Below are 15,050 nucleotides of genomic sequence, written 5' to 3' on the forward strand. Positions count from 1 at the left end.
CGTTACCCCGAGGTGACGTTCGCGGAGAAGTCAGCGGTGGGCGGGGTGCAGGGCGGTCTCACGAGGACGTACGCGGTCTTCGTCTCGGTATCCTCGCCGCAGTCGTTTGCGACCGTGAGGGAGACCGTGTAATTCCCGGGCTCGGTGTAGGTGTGGGTGGGGTCTTTCTCCGCGGAAGTGGTGTTGTCGCCGAAGGACCAGGAGTAGGAGAACGGCTCTGTTCCCGTCACGGTGCTTTCGAACGCGATGGTGAGGGGTGCGTACCCCGAGGTGACGTTCGCGGAGAAGTCAGCGGTGGGCGGGACGCAGGGCAGGCAGGAATCGTCCTTCAGGACGAACAGGAACCCCCCCGTACCCTTCGGCTCGAACGCGGGGGGGTACGGGTCGGAGAAGGGGAAGTCACTCGAATCGGAAAAGCCTGTGAGGTAAGCGTTCCCGCGGCCGTCGGTCGCAACCGCGGTGCCGGTATCCATCCCGCTCCCCCCGACGTACGTCGCGTAATCGGGTCGTCTCTCGCCCGGGCAGAATTTCACGAGGAACGCGTCGGTATACTTGTGGTCCCAGTTCCCGAGGTAGGGCTGGAACGGGTCGACGACGGGGAAGTTGATCGACCCGGTGGTACCGGCAATGAAGACTGTGTCAGTTTGGTCCACGACGACGCTGGTCCCCCAGTCATTGCAGAACCCGCCGAGGTATGTGGAATAGGCGAGTTCGCGCCCGCTGGGCGAGAGGACACTGTAGAAGGCGTCTATCGCGCCGCCGGACGATGACTGGAACGCGTCCTTCACCGGGAATACCGAGAGGAACGTCGATCCCGTGACGTGTGCCCGGTTCTGGGAATCGACGGCGATCGAGTATGCCGCGTCCATCGAGGGACCACCGAGGTAGGTCGAGTAAACGAACCTCTCGCCACCGGGTGCCACCTTGGTGACGAACGCGTCGCTCCACTGCCCCCCTCCCAGGGTGGACTGGTACGCGTTCGCGACAGGGAAATCGGCCGAGAAGGTCTCGCCCGTCACGTAGGCATTGCCATCGCGGTCGACTGCCACTCCTTTCCCGGAATCCTTCTGCCTCCCCCCGATGTATTCTGCATAGAGAATCTCACTCCCGTCTCCTGTCAACTTGAGGACGAAGGCATCCTGGTTCCCGCGGTACTCCGTGTGGGTCGGGTGGTCCACGTCGGGCATCCTGAACGACGAGGTGTCGCCGGCGATAACGATGTTCCCTGTGGGGTCGAGGGCTATTGCATTCCCGGAGTCCGCGCCGGTCCCGCCGAGGTACGTGGAGAAGAGGAGGTCCGAGCCGTCGGGCGAGAGCCGGAGCGCGAATGCATCCGTGTTCCCCGCGAGGTAGCCCTGGACCGCTCCCGCGAGCGGGAAGTCAACGGACTCCGTGGTTCCCGTGAGGACAGCCTCGCCGGATGGATCGATGGCGATTGCGAGCGGGGTCTCGTTCCCGCTCCCGCCGATGTACACGACGTAGACGGGGGACGTCCCGCCGGGATTGACCTTCGCGACGACGATGTCGGTCCCGCCGCCGAGGGGACCGAGTATTTTACCCTGCGGGGAATAGAGACCTGCGAAGGTTTCGCCCGTCACGTACGCGGACCCGTCCCGCGACGCGGCGACACTCCTCCCGTGCGCAAGCCCGAGACCTCGCAGGGAGACCCCGTACTTCATGACGGGGTCGATGACGAGCGTGTGGCGTGGATCGTGGGGGCCGATGGAGAAGCCGACCCTGTTCCTGCCAAGGAGCGCGAAGGACGCGCGGACGGGGACTGTCGTGCCGTCAATCACCTGGTACGAGACGGGAGGGGACTCGGTAATCGTCCCCGCGGGCGTGTGGATCTCGAGGGACCCGTCCTCTGCGAGGGAGAGGCCGGATATCCCCGAGTACTCGATGGCGATGGACTCTGCCCTCGCCCCGGGGGACACGAGGAACGTGCTCTTCAGGCCGTCGGGCGTCCCGGAGTACTCGAGGTCGATCCCGGGGTAGAGGTCCCCGTAGACGATTGCCCGGTAGGCGGGCACGCCCGTGTACCACGAGGAGGGATCATTCCCGAGGAGGAAATTCACGGTCGTTTGTGCGGGTTCAAGACCGGAGATCTCCGGGCAGGGATTCGCGCCGGGGAAGCGGTACCCAAGCCCCGTCACCGTGTGTCCCCCCTCACCCAGTGCGGCGAGTTTCACCGATACGCCCGCGGGTGCAAAGGAGAGGGATCCCCCGTCCGTGAGGGCGACGAATCTCGTTCCGTCGCCGGCCTGCCCCGCGTTCTCGACGAAGAGGAGGGGGAGTGCCTGCAGGCTCCCCGGTGCCCCCCCTCCCCCGGGAACAGCGGCCGGGTCGCCGTCCACGGATGGAACGGGCAGGGCGGAGACCCCGCATGCGATGACAATGACTATGAAAATGATCCAAGCGAGCCTTTCTGTCCTCATATAAACCCTGTACACTCACTGGAGGAAGTCACACTATATAAATCTATGCGTAAAAATGACAGATACTGACTCCATTTTCCGATCCGTCTCTGTAAAAAGTTCCATGTGCCCGGGGAATTCATCGTTCGCGCGTGGATCTTCCCGACCCCCGATCCCCTCAGTCCCTCCCCCCCGGGACCATTCCTCCACCGTTTCACGCGGTGCGTTTCCCGAAATACGGCGGGGAGACCGCGTGGGGGGACCGGGTCGTTTGCGGTCCATTCTCCGATGAATACGGATATGTGGAATGCACGCACACATGATGTGCACAGGACCGGGAAAAGGAGGCGGCTGGCCGCCTGTTCCCGCAGGGCGTGATGTTCCAGAGGGTTTTTGCCGCGGAGTTCAACTCGGCATCGATACACTATCCCCCGGGGTCATCCCACGCGGAGGCCCCCGTGCTCACACCGGGAGGTGCCCTCCTCTCGCTCGTCTACTTCGCGGGAGCCCTCCTCGAGGCCCACGGGTGCGGGGGCGGGACGGTCCACGCCCGCGTGGCGGACCCGACCGGTGCGATCTCGCTGCAGGCCGATTCCCGGTCTCCGGACGTGTGCACCCTCCTCTGTTCCCTCGCCCCGCCCTGTTTCATCTCCGTGGTCGGCAGGCCGGTCCTCGCGGGCACGGGGCAGTCGGCCCGCTGCATCCTCCGCGTCCTCGACGCGAGGGTCGTCGACCGGTACGTGAGGGACGCCTGGGTCCTGCGGACGGCAGAGGACACTCTCGAGAGGATCGCGAGGCTGGAGGAGTCCCTCCGGTCCGGCGGCGGGGATCCCGTCGCCCGTGCAGTGGCAGATGCGTACGGCCGGGATCCCGAACGCCTGCGCTCCCTCCTCGGGGCCGTGAGGGGCGCCCTCCTGAAGGTGGAGAGACCGCGTCCCGCAGGAGCGCCCAGTGCCAGTCCCGAGGAGATCGTCCTCTCCATCATGAGGGAGCACGGCGGCAAGACGGGGATATCCCTCGAGGAGATCGCGAGGAGGGCCGCTGCGCTTGGGCTCTCCGCGCGGGACGTCGCCGCGGCGGTCGAGACCCTCTGCAGGGAGGACGAGTGCTACCAGCCGAGCAAGGGAGTTTTCAAGCTCTTATGAGGCTCGACTTCATCGAGGAGGGACCTGCACTGGTCGTGGAAAACGAGAGGAGGATCCTCGTCGCGGGAGACCTCCACTTCGGGATCGAGGCGTCGCTCTCCGGCCAGGGAATCCACATAAGGAGCAAGAGCAGGGAGAGGATGGACCGCCTTCTCGCCTGCATCGAGAACGCGGGCCCAGACCTCCTCCTCCTCCTCGGGGACATCAAGCACAGTGTCCCCTACACCACGAGGCTGGAGATGAGGGAGGTGAGAAAGTTCTTCGAGGAAGTGAGGGGGAAAGTCGACCTCCTCGTGGTGCCCGGGAACCACGACCCCGGGATCGAGGATTTCCTCGCGCCCGGGGAACTTGCCCCCCGCGACGGGATCGTCCTCGACGGTGCAGGGTACCTCCACGGCCACACGTACCCGAACCCGGCGCTGCGGGGGCACCTCATCGTCGCGGGGCACCACCACGTGATGCTCTCGGTGAGGGACGAGGTGGGGTGCGCGTTGCGGGCACCCGGGTACCTCCTCGCGGCACTCGACGAGGCATGCATCCAGTTCCCGGGGGAAAGGCGGGAAGGAGAGTCCCCCACGAGGGTCCTCTTCATCCCGGCCTTCTGCGAGCTCGCGGGGTATGACATCGTCTCCATGGGACGCGACCCGATCAGCCCGCTCTCCCGCTGCATCGACCTCTCGACGTCGGAAGTTTTCCTCTCCGACGGGACATTCCTCGGCCCGTACTCTCTCCTGGAGGAGAATGGATCCCACAGAGGACCTTGACCCGCGCGTGAGGCAGCTCATCCGGGACCGGGGTTTTTCCCGGATGTCCCCCATCCAGCAGGCCGCGATCCCCCTCGCGAGGGAGGGCAAGAACCTCCTCGTCATCGCCCCGACCGGGACGGGGAAGACGGAGAGCGCGATGATACCCGTCTTCGACGGGATGCTCCGCGTGAAGGGCGGGGGAATCACTGCCCTCTACGTGACGCCGCTGCGCGCCCTCAACAGGGACATGCTCTCGCGCCTCTCGTGGTGGTGCGAGAACCTCGGTCTCTCGGTGGGGGTCAGGCACGGCGACACGCCCGCATCGGAGCGGCGGAAGCAGGCCCTCTCCCCGCCCGACCTCCTCATCACGACCCCCGAGACGCTGCAGGCACTCCTGATGGGCAAAGTAGTGAGGAAGCACCTCTCGACGGTGCGGTACGTGGTCGTCGACGAGATCCACGAGCTCGCGGGGAGCAAGCGGGGAACCCAGCTCGCCGTGGCCCTCGAGAGGATCGTCGAGTACGCGGGAGAGTTCCAGCGCATCGGTCTCTCGGCAACCGTCGGGAACCCCGGCGAGGTGGGGAAGTTCCTCTGCGGCGCGAGGGATTTCTCCGTCGTCTCCGTCCCTGTCGCAGAAAGGCTCGACGTGACCGTCGAGTACGCGGGGGACTCGTTCGAGTCGCAGTGCAGGTGGATATCCAGTGCGATTGACAGGCACCCTTCGACCCTCGTCTTCGTGAACACGCGGGTGACGGCGGAAGCCCTCGGCCACTGCCTCTACCAGAGGGGCGACGTCGAGGTCCACCACGGGTCCCTCTCGAAGGAGGTGCGTGTGGAGGCCGAGGAGAGGTTCAGGAGGGGGGACGTCCGGTGCCTCATCGCGACGTCGTCCATGGAACTCGGGATCGACATCGGGAGGATCGAGCACGTCATCCAGTTCGGGTCGCCGCGCGAGGTGATGCGGCTGGTCCAGCGCGTGGGGAGGGCAGGGCACCAGCTCGACACGGTCTCGAGGGGGACCGTGCTCGCGACATCTTTCGACGACCTGCTCGAGTCGGCCGTGATCGCGCGGCGGGCGCACGCGGGCCAGATCGAGGAGGTGGCCATCCACACGCGTGCCGCCGACGTCCTCGCGAACCAGATCGCGGCACTCGCCGTCGAGTACAGGGAGATCTCCCGGAAGAAGGTGAAGGAAATCACCTGCAGGAGCTACCCGTTCCTCGGCGCGGAATCACTCGTCGACGAGGTGTGCGCCCAGATGGCGGAGCACCGCCTGATCAGGCTCGACGGCGACCTTGTGCGGGCGGCCGCGCGGTCGCGCCGGTACCTCGCGGGGAACCTCTCCATGATCCCGGACGAGAGGAAGGTCGTTGTCTTCGACATGGTCTCGCGCAGGTCAGTGGGGACGCTGGACGAGTCCTTCGTCGCGGGTTTCATCCACACGGGGGTCGTCTTCGTGACGAAGGGACAGCTCTGGAGGGTCCTTGACATCGGGGACGGGCAGGTCACGGTCGAGCCGGCCCGGAAGGCGAAGGGGGAGATCCCGTCGTGGGAAGGGGAACAGATCCCGGTCCCCTTCTCCATCGCCCGCGAGGTCGGTGCCCTCCGGCGGACGAGGGACTTCTCGTCGTACATGCTCGGGGACGGCCCGGCCGGGTACGCGAGGAAGTTCCTCGAGGAGGTGGAGAAGAACCGGACCCCCGTCCCCGACGACACGCTGATCACGCTCGAGAACGTCCCGGAAGGGGTCGTCTGCAACGTGTGTGCCGGCCACAGGGCAAATGAGGCGCTCGCGCGCGTCCTCTCCATCCTCATCTCGGCGCGGTTCGGGACGACCGTCGGGATCGAGATCGATGCGTACCGCATATTCCTCCGCCTCCCGCCGGCGGTGAGGGCAGCCGACGTGAGGGAGATCCTCCTCTCGCTCGAGCCGTCCCACCTCGAGGTCATCCTGCAGCTCGCGATGAAGAGGACGGCCCTCTTCCGGTGGAAGATAGTGCAGGTGGCAAAGAAGTTCGGCGCGATCGACCCGGACGCGGACTACGAGAAGATCCCCCTCTCCCGCCTCGTGGAGACGTTCGAGGGGACGGTCGTCCAGAAAGAGGCGTACCGCGAGCTCTTCTCGGTCTACATGGACGTCCCTTCCGCCGCCCGGATCGTCTCGCTCGTGCGGGAGGGTGCCATCCGCGTCGTGATCTCGCCGCCGAGCATGATCGGGGCGGCGGGTCTCTTCTCCTCCCGCGACACGGTCCCCCCGCCCGCCGCGGACCAGGCCGTGATCGCGACGCTCCGCCGCCGCCTCGACCAGCAGGAGGTGATCCTCTTCTGCATGAACTGCAGGAACTGGAAGTCGAGGACCGTGGTGGGCCGCGTGCCCGACCGGCCCGCGTGCCCGCGGTGCAACGCGAGGTTGATCGCCGTCCTGAAGCCGTGGGAGGAACCGCTCATCGGGAGGATCGCCGGGAAGGCGAAGACCGAGGAGGACCGCGCGGTGGAGGCGAGGCTGCTGCGGAACGCAAACCTCGTCCTCTCGAGCGGGAAGAAGGCGGTCATCGCGCTCGCGGCAAGGGGCGTGGGACCGGAGAATGCCTCGCGGATCCTCTCCACGCTCGCGGACGGAAACGCGTTCTACGCCGAGATAATCAGGGCAGAACGCAATTACATCCGGACGAGGAAGTTCTGGTGAGCCGGGGGGGCCGGGACACTCGTGAAAACCCCGGGTACGCGGCGGTCGGCAACCTCCCTCCCCCGGGGATGACCTGCCGGGTGGGGGACGGGGGGGAGGGCACCTTCTGGGGGATCTAGGGACCGGGCCGGGAGCGTGGGATCGTGCCGGCAGACGGGTTGCATTTTCGTGGATGGTGGGAAGGGCGGGTGGTTTCCCAGGATGAAAAAGACACCTTAATGAATCGGCTCCCCCCATTATCTGATTCATATGGCTGTTTCAGGACACAACATGCGGGACTACCGGGAAGTCTACGATACGTTCTCGCTGGAAGTGCCGGAATACTATAATTTTGGATTCGACGTCATCGACAAGATCGGGGAGAGGGACCGGAACCGGCTGGCGATGATATGGGTGAACCAGGAGGGGAAGGAGAGGACCTTCACGTTCCGCCAGCTCTCCAACCTCTCCAATTCCGCGGCCAACATGCTCCTCAAGTACGGGATCGTGAAGGGGGACCGCGTCATCATCATGCTTCCCCGCGTCCCGGAGTGGTGGATATTCGCACTCGCCTGCATCAAGCTCGGCGCGGTCTTCTGCCCCTGCCCGACGATGCTCACCCCAAAGGACCTCAAGTACCGGATAAACGCGGCGAAGATTCGGATGGTCATCACCGACAGGGAGAATTCGGGGAAGATCGAGGAGATCTGCAGCGAGTGCCCGACGCTCCAGTCGCGGCTCGTCGTGGACGCCGAGCTCCCGGGGTGGATCAGCTACCCCGTCGAGCAGGAGTACCCCGCGCCCGTCTCGCGGACGCTCGTCTCGATCGCGGGCATGGAGAGGACGAAGTCGACGGATCCCCTCGTCATGTACTTCACCTCGGGTACAACGGGCGAGCCTAAGATGGTCCTCCACACGCACGCCCTCCCCCTCGGCCACGTGACGACGGGCAGGTTCTGGCTCGACCTCACGGAGAACGACCTCCACTTCACGCTCGCGGACACGGGGTGGGCGAAGTCCTCGTGGGGCAAGTTCTTCGGCCCGTGGATCCAGGGGGCGTGCATCCTCGTATACGACATCAGGGGCAAGTTCAAGGCGACGGAGCTCCTCCCGATTCTCGAGAAGTACGAGGTGACGGTCTTCTGTGCCCCGCCCACGGTGTACCGCATGCTCATCCTCGCGGACCTCAAGAAGTACGACTTCAAGGAACTGCGCCACTGCACGAGCGCGGGGGAACCTCTCAACCCGGAGGTCATAAGGGTGTGGAAGGAGGGGACGGGTCTCACCATCCACGAGGGGTATGGCCAGACCGAGACCGTGCTCATCATCGGGACGTTCCCCTGCATGGAGGTGAAACCGGGTTCCATGGGCAAGCCGGCCCCCGGGTGGCAGATCGAGCTCCACGACGACGAGGGCAAGCCGGTCCCCAGGGGAGAGGTCGGCAGGATCGCGGTGAAGGTGAAGCCCCGCCGGCCTGTGGGGCTTTTTGAGGGCTACCTTTACGACGAGGAGGCGAATTCCGCCGTTTTCGTGGGCGATTACTACTACACGGGTGACAAGGCGTACGTGGACGAGGACGGGTACTTCTGGTTCGTCGGGAGGGACGACGACGTCATAAAGAGCTCTGGCTACCGGATCGGCCCGTTCGAGGTGGAATCCGCCCTCCTCGAGCACCCCGCGGTGAGGGAGGCCGCGGTCGTGGGGTCGCCGGACGTCATCCGCGGCATGATCGTGAAGGCGTTCATCGTCCTGAAGGAGGGCTACGAGCCCACGGACCAGCTCGCAAAGGACATCCAGAAGTTCGTGAAGAAGATCACGGCGCCGTACAAGTACCCGAGGGCGATCGAGTTCGTCGAGGACCTGCCAAAGACGATCTCGGGGAAGATCAAGAGGAACGTCCTGCGCGAGAGGGAACTGAAAGGAAAATCAGGCCACGAGTACAGGTCGGCAGGGAGAGAGGAAGAGGTGTGAACGCCGGCGTGCGGTCTCGCACACTTTTATTTTCCCTGCCACCCAAAGATGTTGGAGAGCGAGGGTAGCCAAGCCAGGTCAAAGGCGACAGATTCAGGGTCTGTTCCCGAAGGGGTTCTTGGGTTCAAATCCCATCCCTCGCATCCCACCAAAAAGGGGGGAATTTCTTCAATCTCTTTTCCACCGCGCGAGGAAGAGCCCGGCGGCGAGTGCTCCCGCTGCAACGACGGGCGAGAGCGGTGTCTTCGTGGGGGTCGGGGTGGGGAGGAGCGAGAGGGTCCCGCTCACCGACGTGGTCTGTCCGCCGGCCACGTCCACCGCGATCTGGAAGTCGCTGTAACCCTTCATCCGGAGCAGGACCGCGTGGGAGCCCGGCGGGACGTCGTGGAGGATGACGGGGGAAAAGCCCTTGAACGCGTTGTCGAGGTACACCTCTGCTCCCGACGGCGTGGACCCGACGGAGATCTCGCCGTTCGCCGGCGGGACCGGGGCCGGCGAGAGAACCGCGGAGACCGTCGTCGTGCTCCCCGCGGCCACGTTCACCTCGGCGGCGTAATCCCGGTAGCCGGCCTTCACGAGGACTACCCGGTGCGACCCGGGAGCGACTCCCGTGATGTCGAAGGGATTGTTCGCGGTCGTCCTCCCGCGGTAGTTCCCGTCGATGTAGATGGCGGCCCCGTCGGGGAGGGAGGTCACGACGATGTCGCCCGTCGAGGGCCGGGAGACCGGCGTGAGCGAGACGGTGACGACTGACTCGCTCCCCTCACTTATGTCAACGCCCCGCGTGTAGTCCTGGTATCCCGAGAGGTGGAGGCGGACCGCGTGCCTCCCGGTGGAGAGAGACCCGACGGTGAGAGGGGTGTGGCCCCTGTAGATCTCGTCGACGTAGACCTCGGCTGACGACGGCGAGGACGAGACGAAGAGCGAGCCCGTCGTTTGCACCGGCGTGAGGGACGCGCTCACGCTCGAGGTTCCCCCCGCGGTGACGTTCACCGAGGTGCTGAACGGGTAGTAACCGGCGAGCGCGATCTCCACGGTGTGGGTGCCGGGGACGACGTTCTGGAACGTGCCGGGAGTCACGAGGGTCTGGCCCCCGTCGAGGCGGGCGACCGCGCCGGCCGGGGACGAGCTCACCCGGATGGAGCCGGTCTGCGCGACGGGCTCGAGCTCCGCCGTCACGAATATCGTCTCGCCCTTCCCCGGGTTCCCCGTGTAACTCCTGGCCCACGTCCTGTAGCCGTACATACGCACCGAGATGGTGTGCGAGGGTGGCGCGGTCGTGTAGACCTTCACCATGACCGGCGTCTCCCCGACGAACGTCCCGTCGAGCTCGACTTCGGCTCCCTGCGGGACAGAATCGATGGCGAAGTAGCCGACGTCCCCCCCGATGACGGGGCCGGGTATTTCGGGAGTCTCGATGGTCGGTACCGGTTCGTCTCCTGCCACGGGCATGACCGCGAGGAGCGCGAGGGCAGAAACGAGAATCGCGAGTCGTTTTGAATCCATGCGGTAACCTTCTTTGATGGGGTAAGAATGAGGGGCGACCATTCTTAATACTTTCAAGTGCCGTTCCGCCGGGTGCCGGGGAGAGGGACACCCCGGCCGCGTGACGCGGGGGACCGGGAATGTAAAACCTCATCATCCCGGCAACAGTATCTCTCCAGTCATGGAGACTCCGTCCCGCCGGTGCGACCTCGTCCTCCGCGACGTCCTCCTCCCGGGGGGGAGGGTCGCGGACATCTCCGTGAGGTCCGGGAGGGTCTGCCACGTCGGGGAGGGGTACCCCGCGGAGGAGAGGATCGAGTGCCGGGGCAGGACGGTCCTCCCCGCGGCGATCGACATGCACGTCCACATGAGGGGGTGGGCACAGAGGGAGAAGGAGGACTGGGAGAGCGGGAGCAAGAGTGCACTCGCCGGGGGCGTGACGCTCGTCGTGGACCAGCCGAACACCGTCCCCCCGATCGTCACTCCCGGCGTCCTCTCCCGGCGCGTCGCGGAGGCGCAGGAGGCCTCGCTCTGCCACTTCGCCGTCAACGCCGGTGTCGTCCCGGGAGTGGACCTCGAATCCCTCTATGCCGCGGGGGCGATGGCGTTCGGCGAGATATTCACCGCGGAATCCAGCTACGGCCACGGCGTTCCCCTCCACGAACTCGGCAGGGTATTTCGAACAGCCCGGGAACTTGGCGCCCTCTGCACGGTCCACGCCGAGGAGGTGGTGGGTGTGCCGGGCACCGACCTTGCCGCCCACCACGCCGCGAGGTCACCCGCCGGCGAGGCCCGCGCGGTGCGGCGGGTCCTCGAACTGAACGGCCCGGGCTGCAGGCTCCACTTCTGCCACTTGAGCTCTGCATCCGCGGTGGCGAGCGCGGGTGGGGCGACGGTGGAGGTAACCCCCCACCACCTCCTCCTCTCCATCGATGGATTCTCCCCGGGGGATGCCCGGGGGAAGGTCAATCCCCCCCTCAGGCCGGAAGCGCTCCGGAAGGAACTGTGGTCGGCCTGGGACAGGATCGACGTCATCGCCTCGGACCACGCCCCCCACACGGCCGCCGACAAGGACCGGACGTTTTCGGACGCGCCGGCGGGGATCCCCGGCGTGGAGACGATGGTGCCGCTCTTCCTTGCGGCCTGCAGGAGGAGGAAGATCCCGATCACTTCCCTCGTGGAAAAGACGATGACGAATCCCGCGCGGATCCTCGGGATTCCGCCGGCAGGCTTCTCCGTGGGTGACAGGGCAGACTTCGCGGTGTACCCGGGCAGCGAGTCCCCGGTGAGCGCGGACCTGCTCCACTCGAGGGCCGGCTGGACGCCGTTCGAGGGGATGCCCGCGGTGTTCCCGGAGGTCGTCGTGATGGCAGGCGACATCGTCTACGCCGGGGGGGATTTTATGAGGGGCAGGCCACGGTGGTTCCATGGGAGAGGTTATATGCCGGGGGTACAGACAGGAAATGGTGCCGATACTGCGCGGCCATAGGTCCCCGGGAGACTGTCTGGCGGGATGCCTGGGGATGACCCACGGGACAACCCGGTCGCGCGACAGGCACCGCCCGGCAATGGGATCAGACGCGGGAGGGACGGCAGCATGCCACCGGTGACCGGCCGTCGTTAATGCCGGGCGACACGTTCCTCTTCCCCGTATGGACGAGTACAGGAATGCCATAACCCCGTCACGGGACGGGACCATCATCGCCCTCGAGGTGACCCCGGGTGCCCGGGAGACCTCTTTTCCCGCGGGTTACAATGCGTGGCGCAAGAGCATAGGGTTCCACGTGCGGGAACCCCCGGAAGGGGGGAGGGCGAACGCGGAGATAGTGAGGTACCTCTCGAAATTTTTCTCTGTTCCACCGGCGAGTATCAGGATCCTGTCGGGGCAGTCCTCGTCCCACAAGAGAATCCTCGTGCGGGGCGTGGACCCGGATGTTGCCCTCGCCCTCGTTTCCACGCGAAGTAACCCTCGCTGAAGTCCAAACGGCTCTATGCGCCAATTTGAGAATTTTCCCGCCGTTCTGAAAAAATATATTCATATCATATAAAATGCAACATATATTTGTCACATGACTGATGCGTCACCCCGAAATGGCACACGTTGCGTGACACTTCATGATCCACGGAGAGGAGTAGATGTACTCCAGCGATACCACGAAGTACCTGATTCACATTCACCTCGAGGCGGAGGGGGTGGTCGAGAAACCTGACGTCGTGGGGGCGATCTTTGGCCAGACAGAAGGGTTGCTCGGCGACGACCTCGACCTGCGTGACTTACAGAGGACTGGGCGGCTCGGGCGGATAGACGTCCAGATCACGAGTAAAAAAGGAGAGACGAAGGGCGATATATACATAGCCTCGTCCCTCGACAGGGCCGAGACTGCAATCCTCGCGGCATCCTTCGAGACGATCGACAGGGTGGGCCCCTGCGCGGCGAAAGTCCGCGTCGAATCCATCGAGGACATCCGGGTGAGCAAGAGGAAACAGGTGGTCGCCCGGGCAAAGGAACTCCTCATGGACGCGTTCGAGGACGGTTCTATCGACAGCACCCAGCTGATCGAGGAGGTGCGCGAGGCCATGAGGATGGAGAAGATCGTGTCCGTGGGCGAGGAGAAGCTCCCCGCCGGGCCGAACGTGCTCGACTCGGACGCGATCATCGTCGTGGAAGGGAGGGCCGACGTCCTCAACCTCCTGCGGTACGGGATAAAGAACGCGGTGGCGGTCGAGGGATCCCGCATCCCGAAGACGATCATCGACCTCTGCGAGAAGAAGACCGCGACGGCGTTCTTCGACGGCGACAGGGGGGGAGACCTCATCCTCCGCGAGCTCCTCCAGGTGGCAGAGATTGACTTCGTCGCGTACGCGCCGCGGGGAAAGAGCGTGGAAGACCTCTCCCGCAAGGAGATCGTGAAGGCACTCAGGAACAAGATCCCCGCCGAGTACTTAAGAGAGGAGGAAACCGCCGAGGAGGAAGGGGAGAAGCCCGCGGCAGCAATCCCGGCGGCGCCCCGCGAGGAGACCGGGCAGGGGGAGGGAGAGACCGGGACGCGCAGGAAGACTGGCACGCGCCGCCACGCCGGGACACCGGGGGCAGGTCCCCGTACCCTCCCGGAACACCTCGCCGAGGTGAAGGGCCAGCGCATGGCAAGATTCCTCTCCGGGGACTACGCCATCCTCCGGGAGGTGAAGCTCGAGGACGTCGAGCGGGCGCTCGAGGAGCTGAACGGGGATGCACGGGGTCTCGTCACCGACGGCGAAGTGACCCAGCGGATGCTCGACCGCATGGCGGGCAAGGGCTTCGAGTACGTCGCGGCACGGGAGTACAGGGGCATTACCAAGCGCCCTCTCTCGATGCGGCTCATCAAAATCTCCTGATTTTTCACCGGGGTTACCTATTTATCCCAGACCCGCATACTCTCCTTTCCTGAGGTGGGTGTATGCACAAGGAGGAACTGATCGCTCTGCACCAGATGCTCTACGAGATCAAGGATTACTTCGAGGCCATAAACTCCGACCTGAAATTCACCAATTACTATTCCCTCAAGATCAACCCCTCGCAGATGCACAAGAGCAAGATGGAGCACAAGTACGCCATCTTCGTCCTTGGGAACGAGCTCGCGGACGCGATGAAGGACGTGGAGTTCTCGGCGTCCGGCCGGATATCCGCCCGGATGAAGGAACTCGCCGCGAGGACCCTCAGGGAAATGGAATACGCCCAGTAACCCCTTTTCTCACCCCGGCACGGGAGGACGGGAACGTCACCGCCGGGTCGCCCTCTCCTGCTCGAGGAGGTACATCGCGAGGAGCGCCGGGATGTTGACCCCCATGCAGTGCCAGTTCGGCGTCCCGTTCACCTCGAGGACGCAGTAATCGTCGCCCCTGCGCAGGAGGTCGACACCGCCGTAGTCCACGCCCACCGCGCGGGCAGCGGCCACGGCGCGGTCTGCCATGAGGGGGTCTATCTCGACCGGCCTCCCGATACCCCCCTGGTGGATGTTGTGGGCCAGCGTGTCAGAGACCCTCTCGATCGCGCCCACGGCCTCCCCGTCGATGACGAACACCCGGAAGTCCCTGTCGTTGGGGACGTACTCCTGGAGGTAGTACGGCGGGGAACCCAGCTCCCCGGGCGACTCGACGAGGACGACCCCGTGCCCGTCGTAGCCGTACACGGGTTTTGAGACGACGCGCCCGTGCCGGGAGATGAAAGCCGCGGCGATATCCCCCGACTGGGTGAAACACGTCTCGGGCGTGGGAATGCCGTTCTTCACGAGGAGCGAACTCGTGAGGACCTTGCTCGCGCAGGTGTAGATGGAGAGGGGAGAGTTGATGACCCTGTTCTCCACGGCGAGTGCATTGATGACCTCGAACTGGACCTCGTCCTGGGCAATCCCGCACACCCAGATCAGGGAGCCCGAGATCCCGGTCGAGAAGGGATCGATCTCCGCGGGATCGATGAGGGTGTACTCTCCCCCCATCCTCGCGATCTCGCGCGCGACCATCGCCGTCGAGTTGTCGTCGGGCGTATCGGTGGGTTTCGGGACGATGTAGATCATATCAAGACCGGACCCTGCAGTGGGTGGATATCTGAGCCCGCATGGGTATTAAGGGTGCTTTTGCATCACCG

The 15,050-nt window shown here is 65.1% G+C and carries 11 protein-coding genes and 1 tRNA gene; 9 read left to right on the forward strand and 3 right to left on the reverse strand.

Annotation, left to right across the window (positions count from 1 at the left end; all coding sequences use genetic code 11):
* Positions 1–2: 2 nt before the first annotated feature.
* Positions 3–2,435 (reverse strand): SBBP repeat-containing protein, encoded by a 2,433-nt coding sequence (locus QFX32_08000; GenBank protein MDI9633977.1) that lies wholly within the window; start codon positions 2,433–2,435, stop codon positions 3–5.
* Between the two features lie 356 nt (positions 2,436–2,791).
* Between QFX32_08000 and QFX32_08005 the strand changes: the two genes are divergently transcribed.
* The 5 genes from QFX32_08005 to QFX32_08025 all read left to right on the forward strand — a co-directional run bounded on the left by QFX32_08005 (position 2,792) and on the right by QFX32_08025 (position 9,084).
* Positions 2,792–3,559 carry a hypothetical protein gene (locus tag QFX32_08005; GenBank protein ID MDI9633978.1) on the forward strand — a complete coding sequence of 256 codons (768 nt, stop codon included), beginning with the start codon at positions 2,792–2,794 and terminating at the stop codon, positions 3,557–3,559.
* Positions 3,556–4,323, forward strand: a complete 768-nt coding sequence (locus QFX32_08010) for a metallophosphoesterase (protein ID MDI9633979.1) — start codon at positions 3,556–3,558, stop codon at positions 4,321–4,323. The genes QFX32_08005 and QFX32_08010 overlap by 4 nt, the downstream gene beginning before the upstream one ends.
* The gene (locus QFX32_08015; protein MDI9633980.1) at positions 4,301–6,991 is read left to right on the forward strand and encodes a DEAD/DEAH box helicase; all 2,691 of its coding nucleotides are present in this window, start codon (positions 4,301–4,303) and stop codon (positions 6,989–6,991) included. The genes QFX32_08010 and QFX32_08015 overlap by 23 nt, the downstream gene beginning before the upstream one ends.
* 249 nt (positions 6,992–7,240) lie before the next feature.
* On the forward strand, positions 7,241–8,941 hold the full coding sequence (locus tag QFX32_08020; GenBank protein MDI9633981.1) for an AMP-binding protein: 1,701 nt from the start codon (positions 7,241–7,243) through the stop codon (positions 8,939–8,941).
* A gap of 58 nt (positions 8,942–8,999) precedes the next feature.
* Positions 9,000–9,084, forward strand: a tRNA-Leu gene (locus tag QFX32_08025).
* Positions 9,085–9,109: 25 nt separating this feature from the next.
* Here QFX32_08025 and QFX32_08030 read toward each other — a convergent pair.
* Entirely contained in the window at positions 9,110–10,447 is a 1,338-nt protein-coding gene (locus QFX32_08030) for a PEGA domain-containing protein (protein MDI9633982.1), read from the reverse strand.
* A gap of 160 nt (positions 10,448–10,607) precedes the next feature.
* Here QFX32_08030 and pyrC point away from each other — a divergent pair, with 160 nt between their 5' ends.
* The 4 genes from pyrC to QFX32_08050 all read left to right on the forward strand — a co-directional run bounded on the left by pyrC (position 10,608) and on the right by QFX32_08050 (position 14,148).
* Complete coding sequence (gene pyrC / locus QFX32_08035; GenBank protein ID MDI9633983.1) at positions 10,608–11,915, forward strand: dihydroorotase; 1,308 nt, start codon at positions 10,608–10,610, stop codon at positions 11,913–11,915.
* A 163-nt stretch (positions 11,916–12,078) separates the two neighbouring features.
* The gene (locus tag QFX32_08040) at positions 12,079–12,402 is read left to right on the forward strand and encodes a DUF167 domain-containing protein (protein MDI9633984.1); all 324 of its coding nucleotides are present in this window, start codon (positions 12,079–12,081) and stop codon (positions 12,400–12,402) included.
* A 160-nt stretch (positions 12,403–12,562) separates the two neighbouring features.
* Positions 12,563–13,801 carry a DNA primase DnaG gene (gene dnaG, locus QFX32_08045; protein MDI9633985.1) on the forward strand — a complete coding sequence of 413 codons (1,239 nt, stop codon included), beginning with the start codon at positions 12,563–12,565 and terminating at the stop codon, positions 13,799–13,801.
* A gap of 62 nt (positions 13,802–13,863) precedes the next feature.
* A complete protein-coding gene (locus QFX32_08050) occupies positions 13,864–14,148 on the forward strand; it encodes a UPF0058 family protein (protein MDI9633986.1) in 285 nt (94 codons plus the stop codon).
* A gap of 36 nt (positions 14,149–14,184) precedes the next feature.
* Here QFX32_08050 and QFX32_08055 read toward each other — a convergent pair whose 3' ends face one another.
* Entirely contained in the window at positions 14,185–14,979 is a 795-nt protein-coding gene (locus QFX32_08055; GenBank protein ID MDI9633987.1) for an ATP-grasp domain-containing protein, read from the reverse strand.
* Positions 14,980–15,050 lie beyond the last annotated feature (71 nt).

This window comes from Methanolinea sp., assembly GCA_030055515.1.
Lineage (GTDB): Archaea > Halobacteriota > Methanomicrobia > Methanomicrobiales > Methanospirillaceae > Methanolinea_A.